The 18810-nt window shown below is 59.2% G+C and carries 18 protein-coding genes; 6 read left to right on the forward strand and 12 right to left on the reverse strand.

Annotated elements, in window-relative coordinates; all coding sequences use genetic code 11:
• Window positions 1–26: 26 nt before the first annotated feature.
• From RCI_RS17030 to RCI_RS09970, 5 genes are all read right to left on the reverse strand, one after another.
• Window positions 27–185 carry a hypothetical protein gene (locus RCI_RS17030; RefSeq protein WP_158308906.1) on the reverse strand — a complete coding sequence of 53 codons (159 nt, stop codon included), beginning with the start codon at window positions 183–185 and terminating at the stop codon, window positions 27–29.
• A gap of 88 nt (window positions 186–273) precedes the next feature.
• Window positions 274–846: a GNAT family N-acetyltransferase gene (locus RCI_RS09955; protein ID WP_012036308.1), complete on the reverse strand. Its 573-nt coding sequence runs from the start codon at window positions 844–846 to the stop codon at window positions 274–276.
• Window positions 847–860: 14 nt separating this feature from the next.
• Window positions 861–1793: a CPBP family intramembrane glutamic endopeptidase gene (locus tag RCI_RS09960; protein ID WP_012036309.1), complete on the reverse strand. Its 933-nt coding sequence runs from the start codon at window positions 1791–1793 to the stop codon at window positions 861–863.
• Window positions 1794–1852: 59 nt separating this feature from the next.
• Window positions 1853–2341 (reverse strand): hypothetical protein, encoded by a 489-nt coding sequence (locus RCI_RS09965; RefSeq protein ID WP_048198435.1) that lies wholly within the window; start codon window positions 2339–2341, stop codon window positions 1853–1855.
• 47 nt (window positions 2342–2388) lie between these two features.
• Entirely contained in the window at window positions 2389–2844 is a 456-nt protein-coding gene (locus RCI_RS09970; RefSeq protein WP_012036311.1) for a universal stress protein, read from the reverse strand.
• A 233-nt stretch (window positions 2845–3077) separates the two neighbouring features.
• Between RCI_RS09970 and RCI_RS09975 the strand changes: the two genes are divergently transcribed.
• Window positions 3078–3662: an endonuclease dU gene (locus RCI_RS09975; protein WP_012036312.1), complete on the forward strand. Its 585-nt coding sequence runs from the start codon at window positions 3078–3080 to the stop codon at window positions 3660–3662.
• An 80-nt stretch (window positions 3663–3742) separates the two neighbouring features.
• Here the strand turns inward: RCI_RS09975 and RCI_RS09980 are convergent, their stop codons facing one another.
• Window positions 3743–4147 carry a hypothetical protein gene (locus RCI_RS09980; protein ID WP_048198436.1) on the reverse strand — a complete coding sequence of 135 codons (405 nt, stop codon included), beginning with the start codon at window positions 4145–4147 and terminating at the stop codon, window positions 3743–3745.
• A gap of 169 nt (window positions 4148–4316) precedes the next feature.
• Between RCI_RS09980 and RCI_RS09985 the strand changes: the two genes are divergently transcribed.
• Complete coding sequence (locus RCI_RS09985; RefSeq protein ID WP_048199237.1) at window positions 4317–5543, forward strand: 2,3-bisphosphoglycerate-independent phosphoglycerate mutase; 1227 nt, start codon at window positions 4317–4319, stop codon at window positions 5541–5543.
• Between the two features lie 49 nt (window positions 5544–5592).
• Here the strand turns inward: RCI_RS09985 and RCI_RS17575 are convergent, their stop codons facing one another.
• The gene (locus RCI_RS17575) at window positions 5593–5700 is read right to left on the reverse strand and encodes a rubredoxin-like domain-containing protein (RefSeq protein ID WP_048198438.1); all 108 of its coding nucleotides are present in this window, start codon (window positions 5698–5700) and stop codon (window positions 5593–5595) included.
• A gap of 4 nt (window positions 5701–5704) precedes the next feature.
• Window positions 5705–6886 (reverse strand): FprA family A-type flavoprotein, encoded by a 1182-nt coding sequence (locus RCI_RS09995; RefSeq protein WP_012036315.1) that lies wholly within the window; start codon window positions 6884–6886, stop codon window positions 5705–5707.
• Window positions 6887–7012: 126 nt separating this feature from the next.
• Between RCI_RS09995 and RCI_RS10000 the strand changes: the two genes are divergently transcribed.
• Entirely contained in the window at window positions 7013–7582 is a 570-nt protein-coding gene (locus RCI_RS10000; RefSeq protein WP_012036316.1) for an XTP/dITP diphosphatase, read from the forward strand.
• A gap of 16 nt (window positions 7583–7598) precedes the next feature.
• Here the strand turns inward: RCI_RS10000 and RCI_RS10005 are convergent, their stop codons facing one another.
• The 3 genes from RCI_RS10005 to RCI_RS10015 all read right to left on the reverse strand — a co-directional run bounded on the left by RCI_RS10005 (window position 7599) and on the right by RCI_RS10015 (window position 11731).
• Complete coding sequence (locus RCI_RS10005; RefSeq protein ID WP_012036317.1) at window positions 7599–8345, reverse strand: mechanosensitive ion channel domain-containing protein; 747 nt, start codon at window positions 8343–8345, stop codon at window positions 7599–7601.
• Between the two features lie 124 nt (window positions 8346–8469).
• Window positions 8470–10554: an acetate--CoA ligase alpha subunit gene (gene acs, locus RCI_RS10010; RefSeq protein ID WP_012036318.1), complete on the reverse strand. Its 2085-nt coding sequence runs from the start codon at window positions 10552–10554 to the stop codon at window positions 8470–8472.
• A 199-nt stretch (window positions 10555–10753) separates the two neighbouring features.
• Window positions 10754–11731: an ABC transporter substrate-binding protein gene (locus RCI_RS10015; protein WP_048198439.1), complete on the reverse strand. Its 978-nt coding sequence runs from the start codon at window positions 11729–11731 to the stop codon at window positions 10754–10756.
• A 167-nt stretch (window positions 11732–11898) separates the two neighbouring features.
• On the opposite strand from RCI_RS10015, the gene RCI_RS10020 reads away from it, so the two are divergent.
• Window positions 11899–12834: an adenosylcobinamide amidohydrolase gene (locus tag RCI_RS10020; protein ID WP_012036320.1), complete on the forward strand. Its 936-nt coding sequence runs from the start codon at window positions 11899–11901 to the stop codon at window positions 12832–12834.
• A gap of 22 nt (window positions 12835–12856) precedes the next feature.
• On the opposite strand, the gene RCI_RS10025 is transcribed toward RCI_RS10020, so the two are convergent.
• Window positions 12857–14218, reverse strand: a complete 1362-nt coding sequence (locus tag RCI_RS10025; RefSeq protein WP_012036321.1) for a cobyrinate a,c-diamide synthase — start codon at window positions 14216–14218, stop codon at window positions 12857–12859.
• 180 nt (window positions 14219–14398) lie between these two features.
• Between RCI_RS10025 and RCI_RS10030 the strand changes: the two genes are divergently transcribed.
• Complete coding sequence (locus RCI_RS10030) at window positions 14399–15043, forward strand: TetR/AcrR family transcriptional regulator (protein WP_012036322.1); 645 nt, start codon at window positions 14399–14401, stop codon at window positions 15041–15043.
• Window positions 15044–15066: 23 nt separating this feature from the next.
• Window positions 15067–18633: an MMPL family transporter gene (locus RCI_RS10035; protein ID WP_012036323.1), complete on the forward strand. Its 3567-nt coding sequence runs from the start codon at window positions 15067–15069 to the stop codon at window positions 18631–18633.
• The last annotated feature ends 177 nt before the right edge of the window (window positions 18634–18810 follow it).

Below are 18810 nucleotides of genomic sequence, written 5' to 3' on the forward strand. Positions count from 1 at the left end.
AAGTTCACATAGGGCTATACTAGCTATTACTTGCCCTTGTCAATCTCAGTCCGGTAGCCGGCCTCGATCTCGCGCTTTTCCTTCGCTTTCTCGTACCTTTTCACTTCCGCCTTCTCAGCGCCGGTCAGCGGCCTGTGCTCCTCCACATCCTCGTGCTCGACTTTGACGTTCTTATCTATGCCCATGCCATGATCCCCATGAAGACGACGTCATCGAAGCATAATTAGGTTGCCCGCTCTTTCCGGGCCAGAAAAATGTAGAGTGGCCCCTTAATCATGGCGCCTTCGGCCGGGTGCGGGACAGTGCTGCCGGCCATTCGGCCTTCAGCATCGAGTAAACCACCATGTCGTGGTAGCGGCCGTAGAGCAATATTGCCTCCCGGAGGACCCCGTCCTGAGTAAAGCCCGGCCTCCCAGCGATCGCCCGGCTGCGGCCATTCTCTGTCGCCACGCGGATCTCCACCCGGTGCAGCCCGAGGTCTTCGAAAGCTGTCGTGACAAGGGCACGGCATGCCCTGGTCGCCAGTCCTTTTCCCCTGTATTGTGTGCCGATCCAGTATCCCATTTCCGCCTTTTCGTTCTCCCAGTCGATGGTGACCAGCGAGACAATGCCGGCGATCTTACCCCTGTACATCAAGGCCAGGATGATCGCCTCGTTCTTCTCGTGCTGCTCCAGCGATCGGCGGATGAACCCGGCCGTGTCCTCGGAGGTGGTCGTCAGGTCCACCCAGGGGAGCCAGGGCCTGAGGTGTTCCCGGCTGCTGTCGATCAGCTCGAAGATCTCCTGCACATCCTGCTCTTCCACCAGCCGGAGCTCGGTTTCAGCGTCGATTCTGCACTGGAACATAATGCCTGCCAGTATCACGCGTTCTCTTTGACTCTTTCGCCCGGGAGCGGCTCGCTACCCGAATTTCTGGCCCTGGCAGCCAGCATGGCCAGCAGGACGACAATTCCGGCGCACAGGACTGCGATGTTGATTGCGTAGTACAGGTCGCCGGTGACCGTGTAGCTGAAGAGTGACGTACTGAACGTGGTTCCCTGTCCCGCTATGCCGAACGGGTTGGTGTCCATCCAGTTCCACGCGGCGTGGAAGCCGCAGACACCCCATATACACCTGTCAGACAGTGCGTACAGTGACAGGAGCACGGCGAACACGAACAGGAACGGGAAGACCAGGAGGCTGTCGACATCGGCGATCAGGTGCAGCGCGGTAAAGGTCAGGGCAGAGAGCCCGACAGCTACAGGTATCCCGTACTTCGACGCCAGGGCCGGCAGTTGCCAGCCCCTGAAGATGATCTCCTCTGCCGCACCCTGGACGACGAAGCCCGCCATGCCCCAAATGACCAGCAGGGCGACGAGCGGCCCAAATTCCAGAGCCTGTTCCACCCGGACTGCGCCGGCTGCAATCAGCAAGGCCATGCAGACCAGGTACAGGGCTATCCCGCAGGCCATGCCCAACGCATATTTCCAGGCAGCACCCCTCCTGCCCAGCCCCAGCGTCGACAGCGGCCTCTTCTCCCGGAGCAGCACCCACGCCGCCAGCGCGACGATCATCAGCCCGAACGGGATGACGTAGTCGAGGTTCTGGACTACTAACGCCAGGGCCAGAGACGAGCCTGCTATATTCTCCGGCAGAACTGCATTCAGGATCATGCCTCCGATCAGCGAGAACGCGATGACGATGACCAGCGGCAGCAACAGCAGAGTAATTATGTGTGGCGGCTTCCGGGATTTGCCGGCTCCTGCCACCAGGGGATTATCGGGGCTGAAAGGGCCCCCGGTCGGCGCAGACATGAGAATTATCTCCTCTGCGTATTATGTTACGGTTGGCTTTATGGATTATGCTCCGGGGGCTAAGCGCACTCGTAATCAAAAGCATCCTTGCGGCAGAAAGACCTGAAGAGCTTCTCCACGATCTCCGAGTCCCTGCCCCGGAAGTACATGCGGATGCGCTTTCTGGTCCGGATCCAGACGATCAGGCCCCGCCTGGTCTTGCGCATTTCGCAGCACCGGATCTCCGGCCACCTCTGGAACATGTCGCCGTAGAGTATGCCAGCGTCGGTGATCACCGTGGTCCTCCGTTCGCCCAGGATCGCCACGAGAGCTGATATGATAAAAAGCCCTGCCAGGCCCGAGACGACCAGCATGTAAAAACCGCTCTGCTGCATGTCACCCGGCAACAGCAGGGCGATCTGGGAGAAGGCGATGACGAGCACGCAGCCTGCGATGATGATGGCGGCCATGAACAGCAGCATCCGGGAAGATCGATAGCGATGCAGCACGTCCAGCACCAGGCTCTCCCGCCTGAACAGCACCTTACCCACAAACGTCCTTTCTCTCATACCCACATCACTGCCTTACCGCCAACCATCATATCTGCCTGCTTGCCCTACTGCCTGCTCCCCTGTCTGTCCGGCTGGTGCACCATGATCGTCGTGCACCTGCTTTCCACCAGCACTCCATGGGCGACGCTGCCCATCAACAGCTGTTTTAAGTGCCTGCGGCCCCGGTGCCCCATCACTATAGCGTCATAATTCCCGGCCGAAGCCTCGTCTATGATCGCCTCCGCCACGTTCTCGCTGACGACGGTCCTGGCATCGGCCTTCACCCCGTACTCTTCCAGGGCCTCGCGGCACCGCTGGAAAAGCGCCTTTTCTTTCTCTTTCTCCGGAAGCTCGAAGAGCTTGTCTCTCGTCACCATGTCCGTGATTACTTCCGGCACCGGCTTCCGCACGTGCAGCAAGGTCAAGGACGCGCCTGTCGTCGACCCTATCAGGCCTGCTGTTTTGACCGCGCCGAAGCTCTGCTCCGAGTCGTCTACCGGGACCAGGATTTTTTTGTACACGAAAAAAATTTCGGCGGGCAAAATATTATAGCTTGGCCCGCCAGATACCTGAAATGATAGCCCCGCCGCGGGGTTCAGGCGGGCGGGTTCACTTATGGCTCGGAGACTTTTCCTTCTCTACGGCAGTGCTTTCAGCTCAATAGCGATCGCTGTAAAACTGCCCGAATTTCTCGTCCGTCCACCCTGCATAGTTCATGGCCGTGCGCCGGGCACAGGACAGGGGTGACTAGCGGTTGCGCTCTAAACCAAAGCCCGAGATCCGCATCCTCGGCATCGACGACTCGCCCCTTTTATCCGACCGCATCCTCGTAGTCGGAGCTCTGCTGCGGGGCAGCGGCTGGGTAGACGGCGTGCTCAGCACCTGCGTCGCCAGAGACGGCACGGATGCAGGCGAGCGCCTTGCGGCCATGATCACCGGAAGCAAGCACTACGGCCAGATCCGGATCGTCATGCTGAACGGCGTCACATTCGGGGGCTTCAACGTGGTCGACCTGAAAGAGCTGCACCGGGCAACGGGACTGCCTGTCATCGCAGTCATGAGACACCTGCCCGACATGGCCAGCATCAAAGCAGCGCTGGACAATCTGCCGGACCCGGAGCTAAGGTACCAGGCCATCCTGAACGCAGGGCCCATTACGGAAGTGCAGACCCCCTGGCGAGGTCAGCCCGTATACATCCAGTGCCAGGGCATCGAAACCGCCGCCGCAGCAGAACTCGTCGCAGCCACCGCCATCCACAGCCGGCTGCCAGAGCCCCTGAGACTCGCTCACCTGATAGCGACAGGCATTGTCCTCGGAGAGTCGAGTAAGCGGGCATAGGCTAGTTGCGGTCATAGCACAGCGCTTGTTTGTTTTCCGCCGGCCTGGTGATAACTTCTTGAAAAATGTGGGCGTATGCTCTACTCGCTAAACCACTTCTGGGTCTTGCCGTAGTATAGCAGGTAGACCGGCAGCAGCGCGAGCGGGGTGAGCAGAATTGCGGCGGGGCTGTCTATGCCTGTCGTGAGCAGGTAGTACATGATCGTGATGGCGGAGCCGGCGATCATGCTGGCGGTGACGATAGATACAACGGCGCCGATGTTGTTGAGCATCTCCATGCGGCTGTGTCTGGCCATCGCTCTGGCCCCCATGCCTTTCAGTTCCTCAAGCTGCTCTGGGGTGAGGTTCTCCCGGTCGATGAACTCGGTTAGCTCTATCAGGAGCGGGACGATCTCCTCCGGAGTCTTTGCGTTCCTGATTTCCTTAAACACCATGTCCACTTTGTTTTCGATCTTTTCCTTGGTCAAGTTGTCCAGGAGGTTCATCAGTAACCTATTAGAATAAAACATATAAAAGCATATTGTTACAAAAATTTACTTATAGGGGTTTATAAACATGCGAGCGCCGGCCCGTTTAAGGCGCATAATTTTATTATTATACTGACAACTGGTTCGCAATTATTTATACATGGCAGGCTATTTATGTATGATTTCTATGTCAGACGTGGCTAGTAAAATTTTGCTCATCGTGCTGGACGGGGCGTCCGATCGTCCGGTCAACGGCACCACTCCGCTCGCTCACGCGGTCACTCCCAACCTGGACGCGCTCGCCTTCGGCGGCATCAACGGCCTCATGGACACCATCGCCCCGGGCATCCGGCCGGGGTCAGACACCTCTCACCTCGCCATCCTCGGGTACGATCCATATAAGTATTACACTGGCAGAGGCCCCTTCGAGGCCGCCGGGGTGGGCATCGAAGTCAAGGGCGGGGACATCGCTTTCAGGTGTAACTTCGCCACTCTGGAGGGCGGCATAGTCACCGATCGCAGGGCAGGCCGCATAGAGGATACCGACGAGCTGGCGAAGGCCATCAACGAGAAGGTCAAAGTGCCCGGCGTCGAGGTCATCTTCAAGCGCTCCACCGGCCACAGGGCTGCGCTGGTGCTAAGAGGAAAAGGCCTCTCCGCCGCGATCACGGACACCGACCCGAAGAAAGAAGGTCTTCCTATTAAGGAGTGCCACCCGACCGACGACTCCCCGGAGGCAAAGCGGACGGCTGAAATCGTGAACAGCGTCTCGAAGCAGGTGCTGGAAGCCATCGACCAGAGCCCGGTCAACGTCGAGCGCCGCAAAATGGGCCTGCCTGCAGGCAACGTTATCCTCATCCGGGGCGCCGGCGAAGTGCCTCACATACCGCCCTTCCCCGAGAGGCACGGCTTGAAGGCCGCAGTAGTGGCCAACGCCGGCCTGATTATCGGTATAGGCAAGATGTGCGGCCTTGAACACCTCACCGTCAGCGGCATGGAAAGCATGGAGCCGGTGGAACGGATCAGCGTAAAGGTGAATAAGGCCCTGGAGGCGCTGCAGACCCACGACTTCGTGCTGCTGAACATCAAGGGCGCGGACGAGGCCGGCCACGACGGCGGCTTCGAGAGAAAAGTCCAGTTCCTGGAAGCGGTGGATGCAGCGTTCGCCCCGCTCAAGAACCTCAAGGACACGCTGGTCATCATCACCGTCGACCACAGCACCCCCGTAACGCTGAAAGATCACTCCGCAGACCCGGTGCCCATCCTGATGAACGGCCCCGGGGTCAGAGTCGACGAAGTGACGAGGTACACCGAGCTCACCGCCCACAAGGGCGGGCTGTGTCGCATCAGGGGCATGGACGTCATGAACATCGCCATGGACCTGATAAACAATACCAAGAAGTTCGGGGCCTGAGAGCCTAAAGAGTATGGGGGCTGGTTAACCCGGCTGCCCCTGTACTTTTTTACGGCACCTGCACGAACTCTTCTGTCGGCGCCCCACATATCGGGCATATTTCGGGGGGTTCCTCGCCTTCGTGTATGTAGCCGCAGACTTTGCACATCCATTTCATCTTTTTACTGGCCTCCTTTGACTTTCCTGGCGATCATCCTGCCTGTCTCCCGGCACTGTTCCACCTGAGCTTTAGTGGCAGGATACCGGATCTCCAGCCCGTCCAGGACTTCCATGTCTGTCTCTTTGAGCCGGGCGGTGATCTCTTTTACGGCTCCGCCCATCCACCCGAAGGAGCCGAAGCCCATGGCGATCTTATTCTGTGGCCTGAGGCCTTTGAGGTAGTACAGGAAGCCTCCGACCGGCGGGAATATGCCGTTGTTCAGCGTGGCGGAGCCGAGTAGCACGGCTTTAGCGTCCTGGATCTCGCTGATGATCTCGCTGTTCGTGGACTTGCGGATGTTGAAGAACTTCACCTCTACTCCGCCCTCGTCCATCACTCCTTCGGCCAGCAGGTGAGCCATCTTCTCGGTGCTGCCCCACATGGTATCGTAGGCGATGACCACTCTGGGCCTGGCCTCGAACCTCGACCACCGGCCGTAGGCTTCGATGATCTTTCCGGGGTCTGTCCAGATGACGCCGTGGTCGGGGGCGATGATCTCTGGCTGGAGGTTGAGCTCAGGCACTTTGCTGAGCAGGCTCTGGATCAGGTGGGAGAAGGGCATGAGGATGTTGGCGTAGTACGTCTTAGCCTCCGCCACCGGATCGAAGCTGGCGTCCCTGTCGAACCGCTCCGATGAGGCCACGTGCTGCCCGAATGCGTCGCTGGACAGCAGGACTTTATCCTCCTCTACGTAGGTCATCATGCTGTCCGGCCAGTGCATCATGGGGGTCTCGATGAAGCGAAGCGTCTTTTTGCCGAGCGATAGCGTGCTGCCTGTCTTCACCGCCGTCACCGGCCACCGCTCTCCGTAGACGTCCACGATGCCCTTCCTGCCCATGGTGCCGGAGTACACCTGCGCATTCTTCGCCACTTCCATGACGCCGGCGAACGAGCCGAAGTGGTCCCTTTCGAGGTGGTTGACGATCAGGTAGTCGATCTTCTCCGGGTCCACGATCTCGCTGATGCGGGCCAACAACTCGTCTTTGAACGGCTCCTTGACCGTGTCGACCAGCGCCACCTTCTCGTCCACGATGAGGTAAGCGTTATACGTCGAGCCTTTCGGGGTGGTGTACCCGTGGAAGTCTCGCAAGTCCCAGTCGATGGCTCCTACCCAGTAGATACCGGGCCTGATCTCGGTCTTCATAAAAACATCCTGCCTGCGGCAGCCATACTAACTCAGCCGCTAAGTCCATATTACCCCTATATAATTATATATTTATCCGGAAGTGCCTATCGAAACAATTTTTTGCACAGGAATCTATTAGCTACTATGCAGAAACCTACACTTTATTTTGTCACCCACAACGCCGGCAAGTTCCGGGAGGCTCAGGCTCTCTTCCGGGAGTACTTCAACCTCGAGCAGATCGACATGACCTACCCGGAGCTGCAGGAGGATGACCTCTCTAAGATAGCGGCGTACGGGGCAAGGTACTGCTCCGTAGAGCTCGACAGGCCCGTCATCGTCGAGGACTCCGGGCTGTTCATCGACGCCCTGAACGGTTTCCCGGGACCGTATTCTGCGTACGTCCAGAAAACCATCGGCAACAAGGGGATTTTAAAGCTGATGGAGGGCGTTTCTGCGAGGCGGGCTGAGTTCCGCTCAGTAGTGGCCTACTGCGCCCCCGGCGAGGAGCCTACCGTGTTCACCGGCATCTGGTGGGGCGACCTGCTGACCGAAGAAGTCGGCACCGGAGGCTTCGGGTACGATCCGATATTCTCATACAGAAGGTTCCCGGTGGGAGAGATGACGGTGGAGCAGAAGAACGAGGTCAGCCATCGGCGGAGAGCGCTGCTGGAGTTCAGGCAGTGGTACGAGAATAAGCTGAATGCGGTCAGGTAGCCGGCGCAGATGTCCGCTATTTAAGGTGGATACTGCCGTCTCCCCGTATCCTCTCTATAAACTCAAGGCTGATCTTGGTCTTCAGATCGTTGCGGGTCTTGATGGTCGTCACGAACCGGCCGTTGATCCAGATCCTCTCCTCGTCGATGTGAATGGTGATTTTAGGGCCGCTCTGCAGGTCGTGGAAGAAGTTGGGCAGGTCGTCCTCACTGAAGGTTTCCATGGCCTGCCTGGCGAAGGCAGCGTTTTCCACCCTGAGCAGATCGCTTAATATCTGGGCCGCCTTCGTGACGTCGCTATCGGTCGTCAGGGGTATCCTGATCTCGTCGAAGATGTAGTCGCAGGTGATGAGCTGGTCTCTGGTCGAGTAGTCCTTGGAGTAGTTCCGCACCGGCTGGTCGAGGACAAGCAGGTTCGGGATGTGGAGCAGCCTGCCGGTGAGCTCGCCTCCCATTTTATCGTCGTCGCCGACCTCGTCGAGGATGATGTGGAAGAGGCCGATGTGCCGGACGTCGCCCTTGATGTGGCCTATCATGATCCGGTCGCCGACGTCGACGGCGCTGGACCGCCTGATGACGAAGTGGGCGGCGAAGCTGGCGATGTACTTCTGCAGCGCCACCGAGGCCCCTAACGCGATGATTGTAATGTAGATGCTCAACTCAGGCCGGAAAAAGGGAATGGCGAGGATGGACGCGATGACGCCTATGATCAGGAGCGACACGAGGATGTCCTGAATCTGAGTCTTCAATCCCGAACTGATCATAGCGTACCCTTCCCAACTGTTCTCTTTACCGTAGGTTAGGGGGCGAATTAATAAATGCTTTCTTCCGCGGGCGGCATTAAAAATAGTCCGGAGCTGCCCGGAGGCAGCCCTTGCTGTTTTCCGTTTACGAGATGGTCATCCTGGCGTCCAGCGCCAGGCAGCCGGTGCCCTTCTCGTACACTTTGACCGGGTTGATGTCCAGCTCCAGGATCTCCGGGAAGTCGGTGACCAGCTGGGACAGCCTCTGCAGGAACTCTACCAGCTTCTCGATGTCGGCGGGCTTCTCGCCTCTGACACCCTCCAGTAGCTGGTGAGCCTTGATGCCGTAGATCATGCCCAGTGCGTCGTGCTCCGACAGCGGGGCTACCCTGAACTGGACGTCCTTCAACACTTCGACGTAGATGCCGCCCAGGCCGAACATGATGAGGGGGCCGAACTGCGGGTCTCTGTTCACGCCGAGGATGACCTCCTTGCCCCCGACCGCCATCTGCTGGATGAGGACGCCGCTGATCTGGCAGTGGGGCACTGCCACTTTGACGTCTCTCATCATCTTGTTATAGGCGTTCAGCACCGCCTCGTCGCTGTCGAGGCCGACCCTGACGCCGCCCACGTCCGACTTGTGGACGATCTGCGGGGACACGATCTTCATGACTACCGGGTAGCCGAACTCCTTCGCGGTGGCGACCGCCTTGTCAGCGCTGTCCACAATGCGGTACTTGAGCGTGGGAATGCCGTACGCCTCGAGGACGGGGAGCGCCTCTAAGCCGAGGACGGATATGCCTGCCTTCCTCGCGTCGTCGATGACCTTGCGTACTGTGTCCTTGTCCACCTCGAACTGCCGGGGCTTCTCGAACACCCTGTTGCGGATGCTGTTGTACTTCGTCAGCATACGCATAGTGTATGCCGCCCTCTCCGGGGCGTTGTAGTTGAGCAGCTTGTACTTTCTGAGGACTTTCACGCCCTCGTCCATGACCACGCCGCCTACGAAGCACGGCAAGATGGGCTTGTCCGTGGTCTTCTTGGCCTTGGCGATGACTTCGGCGATGCCTACCGGGTCCGTCATGGACTGCGGGGTGGCGACCACGATGACGCCGTCGACCCCGTCGTCGGCAAGCACGGTGTTGAGCGCGAACTCGTACAGCCTCGCGGGGGCGTCTCCCAGCACGTCTACCGGGTTGTAGAAGTTGGCAGCAGGCGGCAGAGTCGTTTTGAGCTTGTCCACCGTCTCGGTGGACAGCGTGGCGATCTTCAGCCCGTACCTTTCGCAGGCGTCGGTGGCGATGATGCCCGGGCCGCCGGCGTTAGTCACGATGCAGACTCTGTCGCCCTTGGGGATCGGCTGGTTGGAGAACCCGCCGGCGAGGTCGAAGAACTCGTCCATGGTCTCCGCCCTGATGACGCCGCACTGGGCGAATGCGGAATCGTACGCAGCGTCAGCCCCGGCCAGGCTGCCCGTGTGCGAAGAGGCTGCCCTGGCGCCGGCGCTGGTCCTGCCGCTCTTGATGATCACGATGGGCTTCTCCCTGGAGACCTCCCGGGCTACGTTGATGAACCGCTGGCCGTCGGTAATGCTCTCGAGATATGCGAGGATGATGTTGGTCTCCTTGTCGTCCTTCCACGCCTGCATGAAGTCGATCTCGTTGAGGTCGGCCTTGTTGCCGAAGCTCACGAAGTTGGCGAAGCCGATGTCGGTCTTCTCCGACCAGTCCAGGATGGCGGTGCCCAGCGCGCCCGACTGGGAAATGATAGACATGTGCCCCCGGGGCGGCATTTTCTTGGCAAAAGAGGCGTTGCACCCGGAGTACGTGTTGAGGACGCCCAGGCAGTTCGGACCTACGATGCGGATGCCGTAGCTCTTGGCTACTTCCTTGACCTCGTTCTCCAGACGGGCACCCTCTACGCCGACCTCTTTGAAGCCGGCGGAGATGATGATGACGTTCTTGATGCCCTTCTCGCCGCACTCCTTAACCGCCTGAGCGACGAACCTGGCGGGGATGACGATGACCGCGAGGTCGATGCTGCCCGGCACGTCGAGCACGCTTTTATAGCACTTGATGCCCTCGATCTCCGTCGCTTTGGGGTTGATCGGGTAGATCGCGCCCTTGAATTCCTCAATCAGGTTGTTGAGGACATCTCTGCCTACCTTACCTTTCTCCTGCGATGCTCCGATAACAGCAACGCTTGCCGGGTAAAACATCTTTTCTAACATTGCAATTCCGCATCCCTGAGTTTTTATATGACTCAATCTATTATATTATTTTACACTTGAGCATCCCCATGTAGAGGAATCTATCATTATTGACCATTGTAGATAGTGATATCTAGTAAATAATGTTTACCATGAAAAGGCATGGAAAAAAGGGGCATGCACACAGGGCATGCCGTTTACTGTGTCAGAAACCCGTTGCTTACGGGAAAAGCTCCGGGTGGATCGCGCGGGCGATGTCTAAGGCTGCGTCCGGCATCCTCGGGCCGGGGCGCATCATCACGTTGCCGTCGGCCTGGATCACGTTGCCGTTCTTCACGGCAGACAGGCCCTGCATCCACGACTCGTTGCCGTACCTGAAGTTGTCGAAGCTGCTCTGCGTCGTCATCACGCCGTCCACCGGGATGATGATGAAGTCCGGGTCCGCCGCGATGATCGCCTCGGTGCTCATGACCTTGTACTCGGTGACGTCTCCGGCTGCGTTGATGCCGCCGGTCAGCCTGATCATGTCGTCGCCGTAGGTGTTGGCACCGTACACGTAGATCGACTCGCCGGTCAGGTAGCTTGCCACCAGCAGCACCGTAGGCTTCTGACTCTCGTCCAGATCTGCAGTCTTAGAGTTGATGGCATCCATGCGGGCGTTGATGTCGTCTATGAGCGCAGCAGCGTTGCTCTCAGTGCCCGTGGCCCTTCCCATGAGCTCGATGGTCTCCACGATAGCGCTCATGTTGTTGTTCTTGACCTCAATGACCTTGAATCCCTTATCCTTCAGGCTGGTCACAGCCTCTTCGCCCACAATGTCTTCCACGAAGATCACGTCCGGGTTAACCGCTATGATCTTCTCGTAGCTGACGCCGCTATACCCGCTGACGTGAGTAATGTTCTTCGCCTCGGGCGGGTACTCGCTGTAGTCGTCGGTTCCCACGATCTTGCTCCCCAGCCCGAGGGCGAAGAGGACCTCTGTGTTGGCGGCGGAGAGCGACACAATACGCTCCGGAGCCTTATCAAGGGTCGTGGTCTTGCCAAAGGCGTCGGTGATCGTCACGGGGAAAGCCGATCCGGCGGCCGGAGTGGCGGTAGGGCTCGCCGGGGCCGAAGGGCCGGGCGACGGCGTAGTGCAGCCGCTCATAGCTACGATCAGTGCTATCAGTATCGCTACGATTGTAATGCGCTTCATCATTCACACACCTCAAATTAATTTAAGTTAAATCAAATTTACTTGTGTATTTATGACGATCATATATATAGATTATTGTGCAAGCCCCCGCCTCAAGTTAAGTATTTATGCCAGCGCGGAGACAGTATCGAAAAACACGCGGGCCGACCGGCCCTGCGGCGGTGGCGAAAGTGAGATACTACGTTAAGAACAAAACGCTGGTCATAAAGGGCGACTTCGACGGCATCAGCACCGGGATCAACGGCGGCAGAGGCAGAGTCCGGACAGTGATCAACCACGAGGTCGGCAAAAACTTCAACGAGCCCGATCCGATGCAGTACCTGGACGGGGTAGCCGATTCTCTCGCAGTGGAACGCCCGTACTTCGGCTTCATGACCGCCGTGCACATGACCAACCTGTGCATCGTCAGCGACCGGCTCGTCACTGCGTTTATCACCGCCGGCGTCAGCAACCAGTGCCACGACCCCGGCGTGCCCGGCACTATCAATATTCTACTGGTGATCCCCGGCAGGATGACGGAAGGCGCGTTGTCCAGCGCCATCATCACCGCCACGGAAGCCAAAGCCAAAGCCCTGTTCGAGATGGGCTTCGACTTCACCGGCACCACCACTGACGCCGTCGCAGTGCTCACCGAGCCCCGGGAAACCGGCATCTGCGAACCCCCACGGTACGAGTACTCCGGCACCGCCACCGAGATCGGCCAGAGCATCTACCGGTGCGTGAAAAAGGGCGTGACTGAAGGCATCAAGCGCCAGCACCGCATCGGCGAGGAAAGCGCCCTCAGAAGCAGGCTGTTCGTGCTCGCCAGCGGCGACGACGGCTTCCGGTGGATCGAGTTCCCCCCGGAGAAGCGCGGCAAAGGCGCCTGCAAATACTACCCGTGCCACTACGAAGGCCAGGACTGCACCTACTGCTTCTGCCCCCTGTACCCGTGCGAAGACCCCGAGCTGGGCGAATGGATCATGAGCAGCAGCGGCTGCCCAGTATGGGGCTGCAAAGACTGCACCCTCCTCCACCACCCCGAGGCCGCAAAGCACCTGACAAAGCACCCCGAAGCACCCGTGGCAGAGCTCAAAAAGATCAGAGCGTCAAACGGCACTCAATAGGCGCTGGCTTATTGGACAGGGCCTATCTTCTTCTATACTTGCGGGCGCTGTCGACGAGGGCACGGGCCATTTCTGGCGTGAAGTAGGCGTGGGTGTAGGTGCCGACTGCGTTGTGCTCGTACATGCCGTCGAGGCCGTCTGCAATGCCTTTGCCTCTGGCCATCGTGATGGCGAATCGGGCATCGCCGTTGTGCTCTACCCTGGAATAGTGGAACTCGTGGCCCCGGTATTCCATGCCCCGGGCGAACAGCGGTCCGGCGATCGCCTTCGCTTCCACGTATCCCAGGGCCTGGAGGCGGGTGGTCATAACCGCCTTTGCGGGGAGGATGCCGGCCATGCGGTGCTCTTTTTCCGCCGTGGAGATGCTCTCGGTCAGGTACATCAGGCCGCCGCACTCGGCGTAGACGGGCATGCCATCCTCTGCGGCTTTCTTCAGGTCGTCCCTGCACCGGGACGCTTCGAGCTTACCGGCATGCAGCTCCGGGTAGCCTCCGCCGAGGTAAACGGCGTCGACGTCCGGGAGCCTGTCCCGGGCGGGGCTGAAAAAGACCAGATCTGCACCCGCTTCGGTCAGCCGGTCGAAGTTGTCCCGGTAGTAGAAGCAGAACGCCTCGTCCATGGCGATGCCTATTTTGACATCTTTCCTGGCGGCCGTTATTCCCGCGCCGTCGGCAGCCGCTGTCTTGCGGGGCTGTCCGGCGATCTGCAAAATCGCGTCCACATCACAGTATTTCTCGACGATTTCCCCTGCCTTCTTCAGGGTATCCGCCTCGTGAGCCATATTTAAGCCCAGGTGCCTGCTTTTCACGTTCACCGTCTTCTCGAACGGTATCCATCCGACCGGCCTGACCTGCAGGGAGGGCTCTATCATTCGCCTGTGGCTCTCCCCTCCGACCCGGTTTAAGATCACTCCGGCCAGGTCGACGGCCGGGTCGAACTCCCTGAACCCCTTGACCAGGGCACCGGCGCTGCGGGACATGCCTCCTGTATCGACGACCAGCAGCACCGGCGCTTTCAGGATTTTAGAAACGTGGGCGGTGCTCGCCGTATCCGTACCCTCCAGCCCGTCGTACATGCCCATCACGCCCTCGATGACGGCAATATCGGCTCCCTCACAGGCAGCGCCTCCTTCGGAGGCGGCATTAAACGTGTCGAGTATGCCCTGCTCGCCCATCATGAACGCGTCCAGGTTGCGGGACGCCCTGCCACAGATGGCGGTATGGTGGGACGGGTCGATGAAGTCCGGGCCTACTTTGAAGGGCTGTACCGTGTAGCCACGGGCAACCAGCGCGGCCATCAGGCCGCTGGCTACAGTGGTCTTGCCGCAGCCGCTGTGGGTGCCTGCGACGATGATGCGGGGGATAGTCATGAAATGCCTCGTCATGGATTGTTAAAGTAAAGTTGCGGTAGTACAACTGAATTTGGTTAAGGGGCGGGGCAATAAATAGATTGCCGTAACGCGTCTGTAGCATATTTCGCAAACCTTTAAATACCAATAATTCTTACTGACTAAGCGTCAGTCAACACTGACTTACAATCAGTCAATCATTACGTCGTGATAAAAATGCGAGTTTCGAAAAACCCCGACGTCAGAAGGAGCGAGCTCATCGAGGCCGCAGAAATCCTCTTCCGCGAGAAAGGCTTCAAGCAGACCTCGGTCAGCGACATCGTGAAGAAAGTCGGCGTGGCACAGGGCACCTTCTACTACTACTTCGACTCGAAGGACGACGCCCTGAACGCGGTGATCGACCACTACATCGACAACTACAAGGCAGGGCTGGAAAGGCTGCTGGCTGACGAGGGCCTGACTCCCCTGAGAAAGGTCGAGATCATCGTGAACGACGCGCTCGGCATGCACACCTGCGACCGGCAGTTCGTCGAGTTCCTGCACTCGGAGGAAAACCTCGTCACCCACCAGAAGTACATGATCAAGTCGTTCGGGGAGACCATCCCGCTGATGACGAAGATCGTGAGGCAGGGCATCGAGGCGGGCGCGTTCGACGTCGACTACCCCGAAGAGACCGTGGAGATGATGGCTTACGCGTTCGGCTACCTGGAGGACGCCCTGTCCAGGTCTCCACAGGATGCCAGATATGATACCCGGCTCCGGGCTGCCGAGAGGCTCATCGAACGGGCACTGGGCATCGCCAGAGGATCTCTGCACATCACCCCGTCCACGGACCGCAGCTTATTCACGACTCACGGATAGTTAGCGCCGGAGGCGCGATCATCATGTTCAAAGAACTAGGCCAGTTCATCACCCGGCACCCGGTGGCGGTCATCGCCGTCTGGATCATCATACTCCTGGCGGCAGTTCCCCTGGCAATCACCTTCGGGGACCGCCTTTCATACAACATGGAAACCTTCATCCCGGACGACCTGGAATCGGTCAAGACCGGCGACGTCTACGAGTCTCTGTTCCCCGACACGGCCAAAAGCCAGATCATCGTGGCCGTAGTGTCAGAAAACAAGACTGCTTCCGCGCTCTTCATCGACGAGCTGAACCAGTCGATCAACAACGGGTCAGTCAAGAACATCACTTCCACGTCGTCGATCTACGACATCCAGCGGGAAGCGCTGGTCAACGCCTCGCCGGACCTCCACGCCGGCTTGCACGATCTATACAATAATACCACGAGCGTAAACCGCGAGCTGTACAACGCCACCCGTGATCTGGCCGACGCCAGCCGGGACGTTTACTACCTCCGGGACAACGTCACGAAGATCAACAGCGAGCTCTACACCGCATGGGGCCAGGCGGCCGGCGCCAGCCAGCAGATGTACGATGCGAGGGCGGGGATCGAAACAGCATACGATGGCATGGCCCAGATGAAAGGCATCGGCGACGTGCTCTTCGGCCTGCCCGCGGGCTACGCCCGGGCGTGGGATGACATCGGGGCTGCCAATACCAGCATGGACGAAGGAGCGAGAAAAGCGGCAGCATACAATCAGATCGCTGGTACGGTGCCATCTGGCCCGGCCCAGCAGCTGGCGATCGGCTACCTGCAGGCCTTCAACTCCACCTGGACGACGCCGTCCGGAAGCTCGGTGCAGCACGCCAGCGACATCGTTAAGGGCGGCTTCGCGGCGAACTTCATCAACAGCGCTCCTGCATCGGCTGAAGAGAAGCAGATGATGCAGGCCATACTGGACTCGTTCCCGTCGATACAGGCATACCAGGACGCCTCGACAAGAAAGAACGTCTTCGTGGGCATGGTCATGAGCCAGGGAGGGATGACCTCTGACGCCGATCGTGCCCGGATGAACGCCATCTACGATCAGGTGGAGAGCGGAAACCGGGACATCGACGGACTGACTCTCGGCTTTGTGACAGCGGGCATGGACGGCGACGCAGCCTCGCAGGCCCGTGAGCTTTACGGCCTCGGCAACGACAGGAACCGCATCGGCAGCTACGTCGTCGACAAAGCGGTCAGCGCCCAGAACAATTCCACTGTAAAAGACCTGATCCGGGACGCGTGGAACCTGGGCCCTCAGGCCACTAACGAGACCTTCGACAAATACATTATCGGCAAGGCCACTGAGGACATGAACGAGTCGGAGAAGGCCGATTTCCTGGTGATCTACGGTTGGGGCCCGAACCCGGGCGCTACTGTCATCAGGGACTACGTGCTGGGCAAGGCCGGCGAGGACCTGAACCAGACTGAGAGGGACTTTCTGGCCGACGTCTACGACCTCGGGGACAACCCGGGCGACGCCACGGTCAAGGCCTTCGTGGTCGGCAAGGTCAACGACGAGCTCAACCTGACCGGCAACCTGTCCTACATGTACGCGCTGCTGGACCTGGACCGGAACGCCACGAAGGCAGAGGTCGAGGCGTTCGCCGCTGACTGGGCGGCCACCCACGACTACACAAACCCGCAGCTGATGCCGGACTCGGTGGTCAAGAACCTCGCCGCCGGCAACCTGACGATGTTCGTGGTCAGCACCAGCGACAGCGACGAATCCCTGTCCGCCAAGAACAACGTCATCGCCATCCGGGCATGCGTCGACGGCCTCGAGAGCCGCCCCGAATACGGCGAGGTCGACGCCCACGTCACCGGCAGCACCGCCATGAGCCTGGACGCGGAAGCCGCGGCCATGGCCGACGTGAACAACATCGACCGCATAGCGATCGTCCTCATCCTGATCCTGCTGGGCCTGTACTTCAGATCATTCCTGACCCCGTTCGTGCCATTATTAACTATCGGCATCGCCATCGTGGCCGCCTTCGGCGGGCTGACCCTGTTGAGCTACGTGATGCCCATGTACAGCCTGATCATGACCTTCGTCATGGTGATCATGTTGGGCGCGGGCACCGACTACTGCGTCTTCCTGCTCTCCAGGTACTCCGAGGAGCGGTCGAAGGGCGTGGAACAGAAAGAGTCGATCATCACCGCCGTAGAGCACGCCGGCAAGAGCATCGTCTCCAGCGGCAGCACCGCCATGATCGGCTTCGGCGCGCTGCTGCTCGTCGACCGGGGCATCTTCGGCGGCATCGGCATCAGCGTGGCCGTCGGCATCTTCTGCGCCATCCTCGTGGCGACGACGCTGCTCCCCGCGGTACTGACGCTTGTGGGAGACCGGCTGTTCTGGCCTCGCAAGCTCTACAACTCGGGCGACAGCAGCATTGTCAAGAACCTTTGGTCCAGGATCACCAGACAGGTGCTCAAGCATTCCCGGCTTGTCCTGATTGCCGCCATCCTGGTCAGCATACCCGCAGTCCTGCTCGCCACCCAGATCACGCTGGGCAACGACTTCGTCTCCATGATGTCCCCCGGCATCGAGAGCAAACAGGGCTTCGACGCGATCAACGCCGCGATGGGCAGCGGCAGCATCGACCGGGTCATGATCCTGGCCACCCTGCCCCAGAACGTCACCGACGCATCGGGCAACTATACCGCCGCCTCGCTCGACACCATCGAACATCTGTCGGGCGTGATCGCGGGCATCCATAGCATCGACAAAGTGAACTCGCCCACCCGGCCCGAGGGCGCCACTATAAACTACAATAACCTGTCCGTCTACTCGATGACGGAAAAGGAGTACTATCGGTCGTATATGACCGACAGCCTCGGCAATGACGACAGAACCGTGGTCCTGTACGCCTCCTTCAAAGGCTCTCCGTATTCGGACGAGAACATGCAGTCCGTAGACGAGATACGGGCCAAACTGGCCGACTACACCGCCGCCACAGGCGTCACCACCATGGTCGGCGGCAGCGTCGCGGGCATATACGACTACCAGAAGTCCTGCACCAGCAACTACCCGCTCGTGTACCTGGCAGTCTTCGTGGGCATCTTCCTGGTGCTGGCCGCCGTGCTGAGATCAGTGTTCACCCCGCTCAGGCTGATCATCACCCTCCTCATGAGCGTAGTCTGGACCCTGGGCGCCTACGTGCTCATCATGCAGATAATGTTCGGCTACGTCACCTCATGGATCCTCCCCATCTTCCTCTTCTGCGCATTAATGGGACTGGGAGTGGACTACGACATCTTCCTGGTGTCGAGGGTGAGGGAAGAAGTGATGAAAGGGAAGAGCGACGAGGAAGCCATCGAAACCGCCGTCGAGTCCACCGGCTCGATCATCACCCTGTGCGGCGCCGTCATGGCCTCGGCCTTCGGATCGATGCTCCTGTCGACCAGCGCCGAGCTACAGGAGTTCGGATTCGTGCTGTCCCTGGCAATCATCCTCGACGCTACGGTGATCAGGCTCATGCTCGTGCCCGCCATTATGGTGCTGATGAAAAAGTACAACTGGTGGATGCCCTTCGTGGGCCATGCTAAAGATAAGCGTCCGTAGCGGCGCTTATCTACCCCTTATTTTTCTCTCAGCCCGGGCGTAGCAGAGCGATCGGCTTACCACAGAGGCACAGAGACGCACAGAGGTTCACAGAGAACGGTTCACCACAGAGGCCACAGAGACGCACAGAGATTTTTAATGTAATCCTCGCTGACCTTACCACACTCCCGGACCTCC

Origin of the sequence: Methanocella arvoryzae MRE50 (genome assembly GCF_000063445.1) — an archaeon.
GTDB lineage: Archaea > Halobacteriota > Methanocellia > Methanocellales > Methanocellaceae > Methanocella_A > Methanocella_A arvoryzae.